The organism is Micromonospora sp. WMMD708, from assembly GCF_049315245.1.
Lineage (GTDB): Bacteria > Actinomycetota > Actinomycetes > Mycobacteriales > Micromonosporaceae > Micromonospora > Micromonospora wenchangensis.
In genome coordinates, this window is record NZ_CP186060.1 from 3,182,225 (window position 1) to 3,198,713 (window position 16,489).

General features: G+C 73.0%; 15 protein-coding genes. 3 read left to right on the plus strand and 12 right to left on the minus strand.

All coding sequences use genetic code 11. The features are described from left to right. The first annotated feature begins 8 nt into the window (after positions 1 to 8). Positions 9 to 1,157, plus strand: coding sequence for a hypothetical protein (locus ACN260_RS14085; protein WP_422756395.1), 1,149 nt, complete (start codon positions 9 to 11; stop codon positions 1,155 to 1,157). On the opposite strand, the gene ACN260_RS14090 is transcribed toward ACN260_RS14085, so the two are convergent. Beyond that, a complete protein-coding gene (locus tag ACN260_RS14090; protein WP_422756396.1) occupies positions 1,142 to 3,217 on the minus strand; it encodes a molybdopterin-containing oxidoreductase family protein in 2,076 nt (691 codons plus the stop codon). The two genes, ACN260_RS14085 and ACN260_RS14090, sit on opposite strands and share 16 nt — an antisense overlap. Positions 3,218 to 3,458: 241 nt before the next feature. On the opposite strand from ACN260_RS14090, the gene ACN260_RS14095 reads away from it, so the two are divergent. Next, positions 3,459 to 3,800, plus strand: coding sequence for an RNA polymerase-binding protein RbpA (locus ACN260_RS14095; RefSeq protein ID WP_007070998.1), 342 nt, complete (start codon positions 3,459 to 3,461; stop codon positions 3,798 to 3,800). Between the two features lie 60 nt (positions 3,801 to 3,860). On the opposite strand, the gene ACN260_RS14100 is transcribed toward ACN260_RS14095, so the two are convergent. From ACN260_RS14100 to ACN260_RS14140, 9 genes are all read right to left on the minus strand, one after another. Then, positions 3,861 to 4,388 (minus strand): FxsA family protein, encoded by a 528-nt coding sequence (locus ACN260_RS14100; protein ID WP_422756397.1) that lies wholly within the window; start codon positions 4,386 to 4,388, stop codon positions 3,861 to 3,863. A 98-nt stretch (positions 4,389 to 4,486) separates the two neighbouring features. Then, positions 4,487 to 5,260 (minus strand): polyprenol monophosphomannose synthase, encoded by a 774-nt coding sequence (locus ACN260_RS14105; RefSeq protein ID WP_422756398.1) that lies wholly within the window; start codon positions 5,258 to 5,260, stop codon positions 4,487 to 4,489. Between the two features lie 22 nt (positions 5,261 to 5,282). Continuing rightward, positions 5,283 to 6,878, minus strand: coding sequence for an apolipoprotein N-acyltransferase (gene lnt / locus ACN260_RS14110; RefSeq protein ID WP_422756399.1), 1,596 nt, complete (start codon positions 6,876 to 6,878; stop codon positions 5,283 to 5,285). Positions 6,879 to 7,404: 526 nt separating this feature from the next. Continuing rightward, positions 7,405 to 8,751, minus strand: coding sequence for a glutamate mutase L (locus ACN260_RS14115; RefSeq protein WP_422756400.1), 1,347 nt, complete (start codon positions 8,749 to 8,751; stop codon positions 7,405 to 7,407). After that, a complete protein-coding gene (locus ACN260_RS14120) occupies positions 8,748 to 9,140 on the minus strand; it encodes a hotdog domain-containing protein (RefSeq protein WP_422756401.1) in 393 nt (130 codons plus the stop codon). The genes ACN260_RS14115 and ACN260_RS14120 overlap by 4 nt, the downstream gene beginning before the upstream one ends. Continuing rightward, positions 9,137 to 9,889 (minus strand): OAM dimerization domain-containing protein, encoded by a 753-nt coding sequence (locus ACN260_RS14125; RefSeq protein WP_422756402.1) that lies wholly within the window; start codon positions 9,887 to 9,889, stop codon positions 9,137 to 9,139. Before ACN260_RS14125 ends, ACN260_RS14120 begins: the two co-directional genes overlap by 4 nt. Then, the gene (locus tag ACN260_RS14130; RefSeq protein WP_422756403.1) at positions 9,886 to 11,445 is read right to left on the minus strand and encodes a lysine 5,6-aminomutase subunit alpha; all 1,560 of its coding nucleotides are present in this window, start codon (positions 11,443 to 11,445) and stop codon (positions 9,886 to 9,888) included. Before ACN260_RS14130 ends, ACN260_RS14125 begins: the two co-directional genes overlap by 4 nt. A 58-nt stretch (positions 11,446 to 11,503) precedes the next feature. Beyond that, a complete protein-coding gene (locus ACN260_RS14135; protein ID WP_422756404.1) occupies positions 11,504 to 13,069 on the minus strand; it encodes an amidohydrolase in 1,566 nt (521 codons plus the stop codon). Positions 13,070 to 13,074: 5 nt separating this feature from the next. Then, complete coding sequence (locus ACN260_RS14140; RefSeq protein ID WP_422756711.1) at positions 13,075 to 14,124, minus strand: zinc-binding alcohol dehydrogenase; 1,050 nt, start codon at positions 14,122 to 14,124, stop codon at positions 13,075 to 13,077. Between the two features lie 174 nt (positions 14,125 to 14,298). Here ACN260_RS14140 and ACN260_RS14145 point away from each other — a divergent pair, with 174 nt between their 5' ends. After that, entirely contained in the window at positions 14,299 to 15,705 is a 1,407-nt protein-coding gene (locus ACN260_RS14145) for a KamA family radical SAM protein (RefSeq protein WP_422756405.1), read from the plus strand. 55 nt (positions 15,706 to 15,760) lie between these two features. Here ACN260_RS14145 and ACN260_RS14150 read toward each other — a convergent pair whose 3' ends face one another. Together ACN260_RS14150 and ACN260_RS14155 are read right to left on the minus strand one after the other, a co-directional pair. Further along, complete coding sequence (locus ACN260_RS14150) at positions 15,761 to 16,096, minus strand: YnfA family protein (RefSeq protein WP_421482056.1); 336 nt, start codon at positions 16,094 to 16,096, stop codon at positions 15,761 to 15,763. Between the two features lie 64 nt (positions 16,097 to 16,160). Next, positions 16,161 to 16,352: a CsbD family protein gene (locus tag ACN260_RS14155; protein ID WP_088647084.1), complete on the minus strand. Its 192-nt coding sequence runs from the start codon at positions 16,350 to 16,352 to the stop codon at positions 16,161 to 16,163. Between the last annotated feature and the right edge of the window lie 137 nt (positions 16,353 to 16,489).

Below are 16,489 nucleotides of genomic sequence, written 5' to 3' on the forward strand. Positions count from 1 at the left end.
CCCCGTCGATGGACCCGCAGCCCACCACCCCCGCCGACCTGCGTCCCTGCGCGCACTGTGGACGTGACGTGCCGCAACGCTCCGGTGCGGGACGCCCCTTCCGGTACTGCCGGGACAACGACGGCGCCTGCCAGCGGGCGTCCCGCAACTCGCGGATGCGCCACCGCAACGCCCCCGGCCTGCCCGGTCAGGTGGCCCGCACCTGGGAGGTCGTCGACCGGCTCGACCAGGTGGTGGAAACCCTCACCGAGGCGTTGCACGCCGAGTTGTCCCCGGCGGGGGTGCAGCGGCAGCTCGCCCAGGCCCGCGCCGACGCCGCCGCCGAGATCGCCGCCGCGCACACCGCCCGCGACGAGGCCCGCGAGGCCGCCGAGACGGCCGCCGCCGACACCGCCCGCGCCCGTCAGGAGACCCGGGCCGCGCTCGCCGCCGCCGACACGGCCCGCCAGCACGCCGAGCACGCCGACGCCGCCGCCACCGCCGCCCGGGAGCAGGCCGAACAGGCGCTGACCGCCGCCGACACGGCCCGTCGCGACGCCGCCGCCGCGCAGGCGCTGCGGGTGCAGGCCGAACGGGACCGCGACGCCGCCCGCCACGAGCTGCGGACCCTGCGCGCCGAACGGGACACCGCCCGGCAGCTCGCCGCCGACCTGACCGTCGACCGGGACGCCGCCCGCGCCGACGCCGCCCGGCACGCCACCGACGCGCAGCGGGCCGTCGCCGACGCCGCCGCCGCCCGTCAGGAGACCCGGCAGGCGCACGCCGACGCCACGGCGGCCCGCGCCGACGCCACCGCCGCCGCCGACCGGACCCGGCAGGCCGAGGACGCGGCGCAGGCGGCCCGCCGCGACGCCACCGCCGCGCGCGCCGACGCCGACACCGCCCGCGAGGAGGCCGCCGCGCGGACCGCCCGCGCCGCCGAGGAACTCGCCGCCGCGCTGGCCCGGGTGGACGCCCTGACCGGCGAGCTGGAGCAGGCCCGCGCCGAGGTGGCGCAGGCGCACCGGGCATCGGTCGCCGACCGGGCCCGACTGGCCGAACTGGACCGCGCGCTGACCGACCGGGACGCCGCCCAACGCCGCGCCGCTCAACTCGCCGACCAGGTCAGCGACCTGGCCACCGCGTTGGCGCGGATCAGCGCTCAGTCGTCGGGCTGAACCACGCCGGCCGGGGCGGCCTGCACCTCGACGCGGGTGTCGTGGAACGTCGGCCCACCACCGAGGTCGGTGTCCCGGACCGCGGTGACCGCGTTGACGGTGCTGCCGCCGGGACTCAACCGCGCCCAGTACGCCTTGTAGGTGAACGCCAACCCCGGGCGGGTGGCGTCGTCCACGGCGACGGTGGCCAGGAACTCCCCCCGGTCGTTGTGCACCCGCGCCGGATCGCCGTCGGCCAGGCCCCGGGCGGCGGCGTCGACGGGATGCAGGTGGATGCGGGGCGGACCGGTGCGGTCGCGGTGCCACGGCAGCGACGCGAACGTCGAGTTGAGGAAGAACCGGCCCGCCGGGGAGATCAACGCCAGCGGGAACCGGCGGGCCAGTCCCACATCACCCACCTCCACCGGCGGGGTGTACCCGACGAGCGGGTCGACGCCCTGCCCGGTCAGCCGCGGATCGTGGAACCGGGCCCGCCCGTCGTGGCTGGGAAACCCACCCTCGGCGTACGGGGCGGAACCGACGGCCACGCCGGTGGCCCGCACGTACGTCCGGCGGGTCAACTCGTCGTAGTCGACGCCGGTGCCGTCGAGCAGTTGCCGAGCAAGGTCCTCGTCGCTGTCGCCCAGCCGGGGATGGTCCAACCCGAGTGCGGCGGCGATCCGCCGGAAGATCTCCGTGTTGGGCAGCGCCTGCCCCGGCGGGTCGAGCACCGGCCGGTTCAGGGTGGCGTAGTGGTGGCCGTAGGAGGTGTGCAGGTCGAGGTGTTCCGGCTGCATGGTGGCCGGCAGCACCACGTCGGCGAAGTCGCAGGTGTCGGTCCAGCGTTGCTCCAGCACCACCGTGAACAGGTCGGCGCGGGTCAGGCCGGCACGCAGCCGGTTCTGGTCGGGGACGGTCGCGACCGGGTTGGTGTCGAAGACCACCAGCGCGGTGACCGGCGGATCGGCCTCGTCGGTGAGCGCCTCGGCGAGCCGACTCATGTTGATCGACCGGGCCGGCGGGGCGGGCATCCCGGCGGGCCGGGCGACCCGGTCGGCGTCGATGCGGTGGTGCCCGCTGGTGGTGGCCAACGCCCCACCACCGGGATACCGGAAGTCCCCGGTGAGCAGGGGGATCGCCGCGATGGCCCGGACCGCCTGCCCGGCCCCGGCGTGCCGTTGCAGACCCAACCCGATCCGGATGGCGGTGGGGCGGGTGCCGGCGATCCGCTCACCGAGGTCCCGCACCACGTCCACGTCGAGACCGCACTCGGCGGCGGCGCGATCCACCGGCCACCCGTCGAGGCGGGCCTGCAACCGGTCCCAGCCGACGGTGTGCGCGGCCACCCACGACTCGTCGACCGCGCCGGCGTCCCGGATGTGCCGCATCAACCCCAGCGCGAGCGCGGCGTCGGTGCCGGGCAGCGGCGCGACGTGCGTGTCGCTGCGGGCGGCGGTGTCGGTGCGCAGCGGATCGATGGTGACGACGTGCGCGCCGCGCTGCTGGGCCTGCCGCACGAACGGCCAGTGGTGCAGGTTGGTGGAGAGCAGGTTCGCCCCCCACAGGACGACCAGTTTCGCCTCGACCACCGACTCCGGTTCGAAACCGACGGACCCGCCGTAGACCGACCCGAGGGCGGCCCGGGACGCGGCCGTGCAGATGGTGGTCCGCAGCCGCGACGCCCCCAGGTGCGCGAACAGCCGCGGACCCATCGACCAGCCCTGCACCAGTCCCATTGTGCCGGCGAAGTAGTAGGGCAGGACCGACTCCGGGCCGTGCACGTCGATGCTGGCGCGCAGCCCGTCGGCGACCCGGCCGATCGCCTCGTCCCAGCCGGCCGGCCGGTACGACACGGGCCCGACACCCTTCGGGCCGACCCGCACCAGCGGGGTGGTCAGCCGGTCGGGCCCGGTGACCGCGTCGAGGTAACGGTTCACCTTGCCGCACAACGCGCCCCGGGTGAACGGATGCTCCTGGTCGCCGCGCAGCGCCACCGGTCGCCCGTCGGTGACGGTGAGCTGCCAGACGCACGTGTCGGGGCAGTCCAGGGGACACGCGCCGGGATGCACGGTGGTGGCCATGCCGCGGATGCTATCGTCACCGGCCGCCCCGCGACGGCCCGTCCCGGCTGCCCCGTCGGCCCGCGACGGCTACCATCGCGGTGCACACACCGATGTCGACCCGGCCGGGGCGAACCCGCCGGGTCGGTGTGGTGGCCGGCTACCCTTGCGGGGGTCGTCCCACCCGCCGGGGCGGGAATGCCCCGGCGGTGACCGGCCGTTACACCGGAAGACCAGCACCACGAGCGAGGGGAAGTCGAACATGGGCGAGCGCATGCTGCGCGGTAGCCGGCTGGGCGCGGTCAGCTACGAATCCGACCGCAACACCGAGCTCGCGCCGCGCCAGACCCGCGAGTACCTCTGCGCCAAGGGCCACCAGTTCGAGGTGCCGTTCGCCGTCGACGCCGAGGTCCCCACCACCTGGGAATGCAAGTTCGACGGCAGCGTCGCCCGACTCGTCGACGGCACCGAACCGGAACAGAAGAAGGCCAAGCCGCCGCGCACCCACTGGGACATGCTCCTGGAGCGGCGGTCCATCGCCGAACTGGAGGACATCCTCGCCGAACGGCTCCAGGAGGTCCGCACCCGCCGCGGCCGCGCCTGACCCACACCGCGACGACGACGCCCCCGGGACCTCCCGGGGGCGTCGTCGTGTGTCCGGTGTTCAGGGCCGGCGGGGTTCCACGATCTCCCCCTCGATGGCCCGACCCCCGTCGACCACATGCGGGGCCACCACGTCCTCCTCGGCCGGCGGCGCCGCCGGGTCCCCCCGCCGCACCCGCACCGTACGCGGACCGAACAGGTCACCGGCGACCATCGACGACACCCGCCGCTCGGTGGCCCGCTGCACCCCGGCCCGCGCCAACCGGCGCACCGGCGGCACCAGCAGCAACACCCCCACCAGCCCGCTGAGCAGGCCGGGGATCGCCAGCAGCAACGCCCCGGCCAACCCGACCAGCCCGTCGGTCACCTGCCGGCCCGGCGGCTGCCGGGAGTCCACCGACGTGCGGAACCCCCGCCAGGCGCGCATCCCCTCCCGGCGCAGCAACACCAGCCCCAGCAGGGACGCGGCGAACACCAGCAGCACCGCCGCACCGAACCCGACGGCCCGGCCCACCCCGATGAACACGGCCAACTCCGCCACCACCGCCAGCAGCAGGGCCGGCGGCACGAACCTCAGGTATCGGCGCATCTCACCTCATCCGCATCGCGCGGCACCCGCTCACCGCCACCGGCCGGACAATGCCCGCAGGGCGACAGGCCCGCCCCTCCAGCATGCCACGCCCCCACTCACGGCCACCGGTCGTGACCGCGACGCCACCGCACCGGCCGCCGGTCCCGCAACCCCCAGGTGGTGATCCGCCACAACGCCTCGGCCACGATCAGCGGGCTCATCTTGCTCGCCCCCCTCTCCCGCTCGGCGAACGTGATCGGCACCTCCACGATCCGCACCCCCGCCCGGTGCGCCAACCGCGACAACTCCACCTGGAACGAGTACCCCTGCGAACACACCGACTCCAGCCGCATCGCCCGCAACGCCGACAACCGGTACACCCGGAACCCGCCTGTCGCATCCGACACCGGCATCCCCAACGCCATCCGCGCGTACAGGTTCCCGCACCGCGACAGCAGCAGCCGCCGCCACGGCCAGTTCACCACCCGCGCCCCACCCACCCACCGCGACCCGATCACCACGTCGGCGTCGCGGGCAGCCGCCAGCAACGCCGGCAGGTCCTCCGGGGCGTGCGACCCGTCGGCGTCCATCTCCACCACCGCGTCGTAGCCGTGCTGCCGCGCCCACCCGAACCCGGCCAGGTACGCCGCCCCCAGCCCCTGCTTGCCGGGCCGGTGCAGCACGTGCACCTGGGCGTCGGTGGCGGCCATCGCCTCGGCCAGAGTTCCCGTACCGTCGGGGCTGTTGTCGTCGGCGACCAGCACGTCCACCGCCGGTGCGGCCCGGCGGACCCGGGCCACCACGTCGGCGACGTTGTCGGCCTCGTTGTAGGTGGGGATCACCACCAGCACCCGGCCCACCCCCGGCGCTCCCCCGGCTGCCTCGCCCACCGTCTCCCCCGTTCCTGCCGGCTCACCCGGCGGCGGTGACCTCCCGGCGACGCCGCAACACCCCCGCGACGACCAGGGCCGCGACCGCCAGCCCGGTCAACGCCACCTCCGGCCACCGTCCGGCCCGGGTGGCCGGGGTACGCCCGTCGGCGAGCGTCACGTCCCGCACCACCACCGCCCGGGTGTTGAACCCGGTGGCGTCGCTTACCCGCCCGTCCGGGGCCACGAACCCGGACACCCCCACCGTCGAGGCCATCAACGCCGCACGGCCGTGTTCCACCGCCCGCAACCGCACCATCGCCAACTGCTGCCGGGCCTCCGCCACGTCGAACGTGGCGTTGTTCGTCTGCACCACCAGCAGCTGCGCCCCACCGTCGACGGTGTCCCGCACCAACCCGTCGTAGGCCACCTCGAAACAGATCACGTCCCCGAGCACCACCGCACCCGCGTCGACCACCCCCGGCGTGGACCCCGCGACGAAATCCGCCCGCACCCGGTCGACCTGCTTGGACACCGCACGCGCCAGCGACCGCATCGGCACGTACTCGGCGAACGGCACCGGATGCCGCTTGACGTACACCTGGGCCAGATCCGGGCCGCTGCCCGGCCGCCACAGGATGCCCGCGTTGCGGACCTCACCGTCACCCGGGCCGGCGAGCACCGCACCGACCAGGATCGGCGCACCGATCGCGTCGGCGGCCTGCGAGATCCGCGCCCCGGCCGCGGCACTGCGCAACGGGTCGATGTCCGAGGAATTTTCCGGCCACACCACCAGGTCGGGACGCCGTTCGACGCCCGAACCGACACGCTCGGCCAACCGCAACGTCGCGTCGACGTGGTTGTTCAGCACCGCCTGCCGCTGGGCGTTGAAATCCAGACCCAACCGGGGCACGTTGCCCTGCACGATCGCCACCCGCACCGTACGGCCGCCCGTGCCGGTGCCCGACGGCACCAGCCACCCCGCCGCCACCAGCACCACCACACCCGCCACCACCCCCGCCACCCGCTGCCACCGCACCCCCGGCCACCGCCGCCACACCGCCACCAGCAGCAACCCGCCGACCACCGCCACCACCCCGGTGACCAGCGGCGCACCACCCAACCACGCCCATCCCAACAGCGGCGACGAATCCTGGCTGAACGCCAGCCGACCCCACGGGAACCCCCCGAACGGGGTACGGTCCCGCAGCGCCTCCTGCCCCACCCACAACACCCCGGTCACCGGCGGCCACGCCCACCGCCACCGGTCCACCACCGGCGACACCCACGCCGTCGCCGCACCCAGCACCGCCAGGTAGCCGGCCTGCAACAGCGACAGCAGCACCCACGGCAGCAGCCCGGTGTGCAGGTTCGTCCACGCCAACAGCGGAGCGAACAACGCCACCCCGGTCAGGAAACCCAACCCGGCGCCCGCGCGCAGCCGACGCCGGTGCGTCGCCGCCGCCAACCCGGCCACCCCGACCGCCGCCAACGGCCACCAACCGTACGGCGGGAACGCCACCAGCATCGCCAGCCCGGCCGCCACCGCCACCGGCACCGCCACCCGCAGCGGCAACGGCGACCGGACCGGCCGCACCACGGTCGGGGTACGCGTCTCATCCCGGTCGAGCGTCGTCACCGGCACCTCACCACGATCACGGGCCGAAGGCTACCCGCCCCGGCCCGGTACCCCGACGCCACCGAGCCCGAACCGGCCGAGGTCACCCCGGCCCCACTCGCCCTGAACCCGGGGGCCGGCCGTGGTGGGCGGACACGAAATCGGGGCGCGGCCTAAGCCGCGCCCCGATGCTCCCAGGCCCTTCCCGGCCGGTGGGGCGAGAATGAGCGACGCCGACCTTCGGACCGACCCGACGGTGGACTGGCTGCCCCCGCCTGGCCGTTGTCTACTGGCCGTGCCTCTCACCCTGCCCGTACACCGGTAACCGCGGCCGGTTCGCGCCGCCCCGCCGACCCCCGCCCGCTGGACCTGGCCGCCGCGACGCGATGCACCAACAATGTCGCTCGGCCAGCGGACGAAGGGACGAAGCGAACAACAGCCGCTTCCCGTAGTAGGACTCAAAGACGGTACGGCCTACACCCCCGCCGCTGTCAACCCACCCACGGCCAGTCGTCCCCACCGACCCGGCGTGTCGCGTCGGCAGGTCTCAATCCCCACCCAGATGCCGCCGCAGCAACGCCCCCGCCGCAGCCGGATGCTCCGCGGCGAGCAACCCACCGGCGGCCAGCACATAATCCACGTCCACCACCGGCCGCGCCGCCCGCGGCAACGGCCACCCCCCGGCATGATCGGTCAACACCCGCGTCAACACGCCCACCGCCGCCCCGGCGTCAGCGTGACGCAACACACCACCGGAACCCACCAGCAGCCGCACGTCCCGCAGATCCCGCCCCGCCCGCTCACCCGTCGCCGCACCCCGGGCGTGCCGCCGCAACGCCACCGTCGCCGCCAACCCCGCGATCCGCCCCTCCACCGCCCGGTCCCGGCCGTCGACCGGCAGGAACCCCGGATCGGCCGCCCGCGCCGCCGCCGCCACCCCCAACGTCTCCTGCTCCACCGCATCGAGCAGCCGCTCCTCCACCGCCGCCCGCACCACCCCCGGCGCACTCCACCGCATCCCCAGGTCACCCTCCACCGTGCGGGCCCGCCACAACGACCCCGCCACCTCCCGACCCGGCCCGTCGGCCCGCTCGTCGGGCGTCAACACCGAGTACACGTCGGTCGTCGCCCCACCCACGTCCACCACCACCAGGTCACCGCCCACCACATCGGCGAGGACCTCCACCCCCGTCAACACCGCGTCCGGGGTCGCCGCCCGCACCAACCGGCCGAACCGGGCCCCCCGCGACAACCGCTTCCCCCCGATCACGTGCCGCAGGAACACCTCCCGGATCGCCGCCCGCGCCGACGCCGGCGCCAACACCCCGATCCGGGGCAGCACGTTGTCCGCCACCGTCACCGGCACCCCCGCCGCCGCCAACACCCCCCGCAGCGTGTCACGCACCTCCACGTTGCCCGCCAACACCACCGGCACCCGCCACCGGGCCCGCGCCAACCGGGTCGCGTTGTGCGTCACCGTGTCGACGTCCCCACCGTCGGTGCCACCCACCAGCAACACCACGTCCGGGCGGGCCGCCCGCACCGCCGCCAACTCCGCCGCACCCAACCGGCCCGCCGCCACGTGCACCACGTTCGCGCCCGCCGACAACCCCACCCGCCGCCCCGCCTGCGCCGTCACCAACGGCTCGTAACCCACCACCGCCAGCCGCAACCCGCCCCCCGCCGACGAACACACGTACCACGGCAGCACCCCGGCCGGCCCCGCGCCGGCCCCGTCGGCCGCCGCGCCCACCGCCGCGTCCAACCCGTGCAGCACATCCGTACCGACCGACGTGGGCGCCGACGCCGCCCCCACCAACCGGCCCGCCTCCAGATCCACCACCGCCGCCTTCGTCCAGGTCGACCCGACGTCGGCGCAGACCGCCAGCCTCACGCCGCCGCCGCAACGACCACGGTGCCCGTCGCCGTCACCGCCACGAGCGGCTCCGCCAACACCTCCGCCGCCGACGCACCCCGCTCCGGCCGACCCCGGCACACCACCCGCGCCACGAAGTCGATCCCCCGACTGCGGGTACCCACCCGCACCACCGTCGCCGTCACCTCCACCACGTCACCCGCCCGCACCGACGACACGAACTGCACGTCCGAGTACGACGCGAACAAGCCCTCGTCACCATCGGTACGGATACACACCTCCGTCGCCACATCCCCGAACAACCCCAACACGTACGCCCCGTCCACCAGGTTCCCCGCATAGTGGGCATGCGCGTACGGCACGTACCGCCGGTGCGTCACCGTCAACCCCAACCGTGCACCACTCATCCCCGCGCCTCCCTGCTCGTCACCAACGCATGCACCAGGTACGACGCCACCTCACCCGGCGTGGTACCCCGACCGAAGATCCGGTCCACGCCCAGCTCCGCGGTCATCGTCTCGTCGAACCGCGGCCCACCCACGATCAGCAACGGCCGCTTCCCCGCCGGCATCGCCTCCCGGAACGCCGCCGACATCTCCCGCGTGTTGTGCAGATGCGCATCCCGCTGCGTCACCACCTGCGACACCAGCACCGCATCCGCCCGCTCCCGCCGGGCCGCCCCCACCAGCTCCGGCACACTCACCTGCGCACCCAGATTGGTGACCTTCAACTCCCGGTAGTACTCCAGCCCCTTCTCCCCGGCGATACCCTTCACGTTGAGGATCGCGTCGATGCCCACCGTGTGCGCGTCCGTGCCGATACACGCCCCCACCACCGACAGCTTGCGACGCAACCGCCGCTTCACCACCGCGTTGACCTCCTTGGCCGACAGCAGCGGATAATCCCGCTCCACCACCTGCACCGCCGACAGGTCCACCAGATGGTTCACCCGCCCGTACACCACGAAGAACGTGAACCCGTCACTCATCGGCTTCGCGTGCACCAGCATCGCCGGATCGATGCCCATCCTGTTCGCCAACTGCACCGCCGCACCCTCGGCCCGCTTGTCGTGCGACACCGGCAACGTGAACGACACCTGCACCATGCCGTCACCCGTGGTGTCCCCGTACGGCCGCACGATCGTCTTCTCACTCACGGGGTCTGCTCCAGGATCTCCGTGGCCGGGTTGTAGTAGTCCGCCTCGTGCCGCGCCACCCCGGACAGGCCCTTACCCCGGTCCGCCGGCCGCTTCATGATCCCGAACGTGCCCTCAGCGATCGCCGTCAACAACGACTGGTCACCGATCCGCTCCAGCAGATCCACCGCCTCACCCAGCACCCGGTGCGCCCGCTGCTGGATGAACCCACCCGGCGCCGGCACGAAATCCTCGTGCAACCCGCCCGCCGCACCCAACACGTACCGCACGTTCTGCAGGGCGATGTCCCGGTCCGACAACCACGGCGTCACCACCGCCTCGGTCATCATCCCCACCAGCAGGATCCCCTGCCCCGTCATCGTCCCCACCAGATTGAAGAACCCGTCCAGCAGATTCCCCCGGAACACGTCCCCCGTCATGTGCTTCGTCGGCGGCATCCACTTCAACGGCGCATCCGGGAACAACTCCCGCGCCAGCAACGCGTGCGCCAACTCCAACCGGAACGACTCCGGCACCTCCGGATTGATCTCGAACGCGTGCCCCAACCCCAACTGCGCGTCCGCCAACCCCGCCTCGTGCGCGAAGAACTCGTTCAACAACTGCGACACCGTCACCGTGTGCGCCTCATCCACCGCATCCGCCGTGGTCAGGTAATTGTCCTCACCGGTGTTGATAATGATCCCCGCCCGCGCATGCACCTGCCGCGAGAACCGCTGATCCACGAACGTCCGAATCGGGTTGATGTCCCGGAACAGAATCCCGTACATCGAATCGTTGAGCATCATGTCCAGCCGCTCCAGACCGGCCAACGTCGCCATCTCCGGCATGCACAACCCCGACGCGTAGTTCGTCAACCGCACGTACCGACCCAACTCCCTCGACGTCTCGTCCAACGCCGCCCGCATCAACCGGAAGTTCTCCTGCGTCGCGTACGTACCCGCGAAACCCTCCCGGGTCGCCCCCTCCGGCACGTAGTCCAACAACGACTGCCCCGTCGACCGGATCACCGCGATCACATCCGCGCCCGCCCGCGCCGCCGCCTGCGCCTGCGGAATGTCCTCGTAGATGTCCCCCGTCGCCACGATCAGATAGATCCACGGCCGCTGCTTCGGATCCCCGTACCGCTTCACGAGGCGCTCCCGCTCCACCCGCCGCCTGTCGATCCGCCGCACACCCGCACCGACCGCCTTACGGGCCGCCCTCCGGGCCGCCGTCGCCGCCCTACCGGTGGGCTGCGTGAACCGCACCGACCCCGCCGCCGCCTTCTGCGCCAGCAACGTCACGTCGTCCAACTGCTCCCGCACCAACGCGTCGAACACCGACACCGCCACCCCGTGCCCCAACCCCACATCCGCGACCACCGCGTCCACCAGACGGTTCACCCACGGAATACCGTCCGGGTCCGCACCCGCCACCCCCGCCAGGCGCAGCACCGCCCGCTCCACCGACACCGTGGTGTGGGTACGCGCCAACTCCACCACCGGCTGCCCGGCCCGCCGCGCCAACTCCCGCGCCCGCGCCACCAGCACCGGATCCAGGTCGAGCTTCCCGCTCACCACGTCAACCCGCCGCACCCGACGACGACGCCGACCCGCACCTCAATGGTCCGCTCGCTCACGACACGCCTTCCTCATAGATGACCTCACCACGCAGCACCGTCGCCCGACACACCGGCAACGGCGTCGGATCCTGCGGACCCCGCGCCTCCGGATCCTCGGCCTGCAACACCGGCAGACCCCGCTCCACCCCCGCAGGGGTGTCCCACACCGCGAACGTCGCCGGAGCGCCCTTGGCGATCACACCCTCGTTGTCCAGATGCACCGCCCGCCAGCCGCCCCGGGTGTGCGCCGCGAACGCCGCCCGCACACTCATCCGCTGCGCCGGATTGTGGTGCGCCGCCGCAGCCCGCACCGAACCCCACGGATCCAACGGCGTCACCGGCGAATCAGACCCGAACGCCAACGCCACCCCGACCGAGTGCATCGCCCCCATCGGGTTCGACTCCCACGACCGGTCCAACCCCAACCGCGACTCGTACATCCGACCCGCACCACCCCACAACCGGTCGAACGCCGGCTGCATGCTCGCCACGATCCCGTACTCCACGAACCCGGCGATCAACCGCTTGCTCATGATCTCCGCGTGCTCCACCCGGTGCCGCGCCGCCCGCACCCGATCCGTGCCCAACCGCGCCACCGCCCCCGCGAAGCCCGCAAGCACCGTCGCGATCGCCGCGTCACCGATCGCGTGGAACCCGCCCTGCACCCCGTGCGCCGCACAGTCCACCAGATGATCACGCACCTGATCAGCGCTCAGATACCCGTGCCCACACCCCTCACCATCGCGGTACGGCCCCGACAGATGCGCCGTGCGCGACCCCAACGCCCCGTCCGCGAACAGATCACCACCCGCCCCCACCGCCCCCAACTCCCGCGCCCGCGCCGCCCCCGACAACTCACCCCAGTACCCGTACACCTCCGGCCCACCGGCACCAGACAGACCCAACAGACCCGTGAAATCCTCCTCGTCGGAGATCTCCGGCCCACCACACTCGTGCACCGCCGCGATCCCCAACGACGCCGCCCGCGCCAACGCCACCCGCTGCGCCGCCACCCGCTGCCCCCGCGTCACCCCGGCCCGCGCCGCCGCCCGCACCACATGGTGCGCGTCCCGCCGCAACCACCCCGACGCGTCAAAACCCGGCAAACCCACCACCTGCGGACACGCCGCCAACAACGCCTGCGACACCAACGCCGAATGGATCGACGCCTGCGACAGATACACCCGCCGGCCACCCGCCGCCCGGTCCAACCCCGCCGCGTCCGGCAACGCCGCATCCACCCAACCCGACTCGTCCCAGCCGTGCCCCAACACCACCGCGTCCGACGGCAGACCCGCCGCGAACACCGCCACCGCGTCCAGCAACCCAGCCGCCGACCGCACCGACGACAGATCCAGACCCGACAACACCAACCCGGTGTCCGTCGCGTGCACGTGCGCGTCCACGAACGCCGGCGTCACCAGCGCCCCACCCAGCTCCACCACCCGGTCCGCGACCGGCGCGTCCGCGTCCACACCCAACCAGGCGATCTGCCCGTCCCGCACCAACAGCGCCGTCGCGCTCGGCTCCGCCGGACAGTGCAGCACTCCACCGCGGTACAACGTCGAGGGGTTCGTCATGGCACTCAGTCTGCCGCCAACCGGGACGCGAAGAGACCACGTACCCCCGGCTCCGACCGCACCAACCCCAACGCCAACTCCGCGTGCCCCGGCACGTAACCGTTGCCCACCAGCATCGTCACGTCCGCCGCCAACCCCTCCGCACCCAGGGCCGCCGCCGCGAAACTCGTCGCCATCGAGAAGAAGATCACCGTGCCGCCGTCCGCCGTGGCCAACACCGCGCCGTGCTCACACCCCGGCACGTCCACGCACACCACCGTCACGTCCGCCGGCCCACCCAACGCCGTCGTCACCGCCGACGACACCCCTACCGGATCCCGGGCGTCGGCCAACGCCACCACCGACGCCAGGTCGGCCGCCACCAGCGCGTCCCGCTCCCCCGCCACCGGCACCACCCCCACCGTACGACCGGCACCCGCCCGCCGCGCCGCCGCCAACGACAACGACCCGCTCTTGCCCGCCCCACCGATCACCGCCACCGTCACCGGCGACCCGTCACCGGCCCGCTCCCGCCGCGCCACCTGCTCGGCGACCACCCGGGCCGTCAACGCCGGCGCACCGCACACGTCCAGCACCGCCAACGCCAACTCCGGATGCAGATCCGCCGGCAGCACCGCCGCGATCGACCGGGCGAACAGGATCGCGTACCCGTCACACGGCACCTGCTCGCTACGCCCGTCCCAACGGGCCAGCCCGTCGAGGATCGCCAGCGGGGTCAGCGTCAACGACACCAACGTCGCCACCCGGTCACCCACCGCCAACCCCAACGGCGACCGCCGGCCGACCTCCTCCACGGTGCCGATAAGCATCCCACCCGACCCGGTCACCGGATTCTGCATCTTGCCCCGCGCCGACACGATCTCCAGCACCTCGGCACGGACCTTCTCCCCGTCCCCGCCGTGCTTCTGCGCCAGCTGCCGGAAACTCGCCGCGTCCAGGTTCAGCCGCTCCACCCGGATCCGCACCTCGTTGGGGGCGATCCGCGGGTCGGTGTCCAACCGCCGGGCCGCCTGCGGCAGCACCCCCGCCGGTTCCACGACGCGGTGCAGACCCACCGGTGACGTCACGCCGACCTCCCCCTCTCCACCGCCCGAAGCCCCGACCAGGACTCGCATCGCGGGAAAACTTACGGCAGACTAATTTCTTCGCCGGATATTTTCCAGTAGCCTTCGGATCCACCGATCATCGCCCGCCGGTCACCCCGGCCACACGCACCACGAGGAGGGGCCGTGACCCAGACCCAACCGATCGCGACCATCCCCGGGCCCCGCCCCGCCCCCGCCGCCGCACCCACCGCCGGGCAGCCCTACGAATACCGCCGCAGCCCCCTGGTCGAACCCGACTGGACCCGCTTCCCCGGCTGGCGGGACGTCACCCGCGAACAGTGGGAGAACGCCCAGTGGCAACGCGTCAACTGCGTCAAGAACATCAAGCAGCTACGCGCCGTCCTCGGCGACACCGTCGACGAGAGCTTCTACACCGACCTCGCCGCCGACCAGCAGGCCCTGGCCACCATGTCGATGCTGGTGCCACCCCAGATGATCAACACGATGGTGCCGTTCGCCCCGATGACCACCGAGGCGTTCCGCGCCGACCCCATCCGCCGCTACATGATCCCCGTCACCGCCGACCGGCGCACCGACTGGCCCTCGCACCCCTACGCCAGCCGCGACTCCCTGCACGAGCACGACATGTGGGTCGCCGAGGGCCTCACCCACCGCTACCCCACCAAGGTCCTCGCCGAACTGCTCTCCACCTGCCCCCAGTACTGCGGGCACTGCACCCGGATGGACCTGGTCGGCAACTCCACCCCCGCCGTCGACAAACTCAAGCTCACCCTCAAGCCCGTCGACCGCTACGACGCCCACATCGCCTACCTCAAGGCCCACCCCGGCGTCCGCGACGTGGTCGTCTCCGGCGGCGACGTGGCCAACGTCCCGTGGCGCAATCTCGAGTCGTACCTGATGCGGCTGCTCGAACTGGAAACCGTCCGCGACATCCGGCTCGCCACCAAGGCCCTGATGGGCCTGCCCCAGCACTGGCTCAAGAACGACGTCGTCGAGGGGCTGGAGCGGGTCGCCCGCACCGCCGCCCGACGCGGCGTCAACCTGGCCATCCACACCCACGTCAACCACGCCCAGTCGATCACCCCGCTGGTCGCGAAGGCCGCCCAGACCGCCCTCGACGTCGGCGTCCGCGACGTGCGCAACCAGGGCGTGCTCATGCGCGGCGTCAACGCCACCAGCGAGGACCTGCTCGACCTGTGCTTCGCCCTGCAGGGTGAGGCCGGCATCCTGCCGTACTACTTCTACATGTGCGACATGATCCCCAACGCCGAGCACTGGCGGGTCCCCGTCTGGCACGCCCAGCAGCTCCAGCACGACATCATGGGCTACCTGCCCGGCTACGCCACCCCCCGGATCGTCTGCGACGTGCCCTTCGTCGGCAAGCGCTGGGTGCACATGCTCACCGAGTACGACCGGGAACGCGGCATCTCCTACTGGACCAAGAACTACCGCACCTCCATCGAGTCGGCCGACCTGGAGGCGCTCAACAAGCGCTACGCCTACTACGACCCGATCGACACCCTCCCCGAGGCCGGCCAGCAGTGGTGGGCCGCCCACCGCGACGACTGACCCGCACCACCCCGTCGCCCCCGTGACCCGGACCTGGTCGCGGGGGCGACGGGCGTCACGCCCCGCGCGGGGCGTACATGATCACGGCGACCCCGAGCAGGCAGATCGCCGCGCCCGCCAGGTCCCACCGGTCCGGCCGGAAACCGTCGACCAGCACCCCCCACGCCAGCGACCCCGCCACGAACACCCCGCCGTACGCGGCCAGGATGCGCCCGAAGTTCGCCTCCGGCTGGAACGTCGCCACGAACCCGTAGACACCCAACGCGAGCACCCCGGCGGCAACCCACCACAGGCCCCGGTGCTCCCGCCAGCCCTGCCAGATCAGCCACGCCCCACCGATCTCGGCGAGCGCGGCCAGGACGAACAACACCAGCGAACGGGCGACCAGCATGCCCGCACGCTAACCCGGATGGCCCCCGCACCGTCCCCAGGGGCCACCCGGTGAGCGCGGATCGTCAGCGCATGGCGTCCCGGACGTCCCGACCGGCGTCCTTGACGTGCTCGCCGGCCTGCCGGGCCCGCGCCTCGCTCTGCTCGGTGGCGCCCTCGGCCCGCATCCGCTCGTTGTCGGTCATGTCGCCGAGCCGCTCCTTCGCGGCGCCGGTCAGCTCCTGGGCCTTGTTCTTCGCCTTGTCGGTGAAGCTCATGTCGCCTCCTGTCGCTGCGGCGGTCACGGGGCCGTCGCCCCGTACCTGTGGCGTCCCCGATCCGGCCGACCCGAAACAAACCGCGCCGTAGGCGCTCATCAGAAGGGGTGCGCCGGGGCGCACCATCTCTAAGGCAT

What these genes read in the sequence shown, in the direction of transcription:
- ACN260_RS14085 (WP_422756395.1), top strand. Translation starts at nt 9, where the DNA reads ATGGACCCGCAGCCCACCACCCCCGCCGACCTGCGTCCCTGCGCGCAC.
- ACN260_RS14135 (WP_422756404.1), bottom strand. Translation starts at nt 13,069, where the DNA reads ATGACGAACCCCTCGACGTTGTACCGCGGTGGAGTGCTGCACTGTCCG.
- ACN260_RS14090 (WP_422756396.1), bottom strand. Translation starts at nt 3,217, where the DNA reads ATGGCCACCACCGTGCATCCCGGCGCGTGTCCCCTGGACTGCCCCGAC.
- ACN260_RS14150 (WP_421482056.1), bottom strand. Translation starts at nt 16,096, where the DNA reads ATGCTGGTCGCCCGTTCGCTGGTGTTGTTCGTCCTGGCCGCGCTCGCC.
- ACN260_RS14100 (WP_422756397.1), bottom strand. Translation starts at nt 4,388, where the DNA reads ATGCGCCGATACCTGAGGTTCGTGCCGCCGGCCCTGCTGCTGGCGGTG.
- ACN260_RS14155 (WP_088647084.1), bottom strand. Translation starts at nt 16,352, where the DNA reads ATGAGCTTCACCGACAAGGCGAAGAACAAGGCCCAGGAGCTGACCGGC.
- ACN260_RS14095 (WP_007070998.1), top strand. Translation starts at nt 3,459, where the DNA reads ATGGGCGAGCGCATGCTGCGCGGTAGCCGGCTGGGCGCGGTCAGCTAC.
- ACN260_RS14120 (WP_422756401.1), bottom strand. Translation starts at nt 9,140, where the DNA reads ATGAGTGGTGCACGGTTGGGGTTGACGGTGACGCACCGGCGGTACGTG.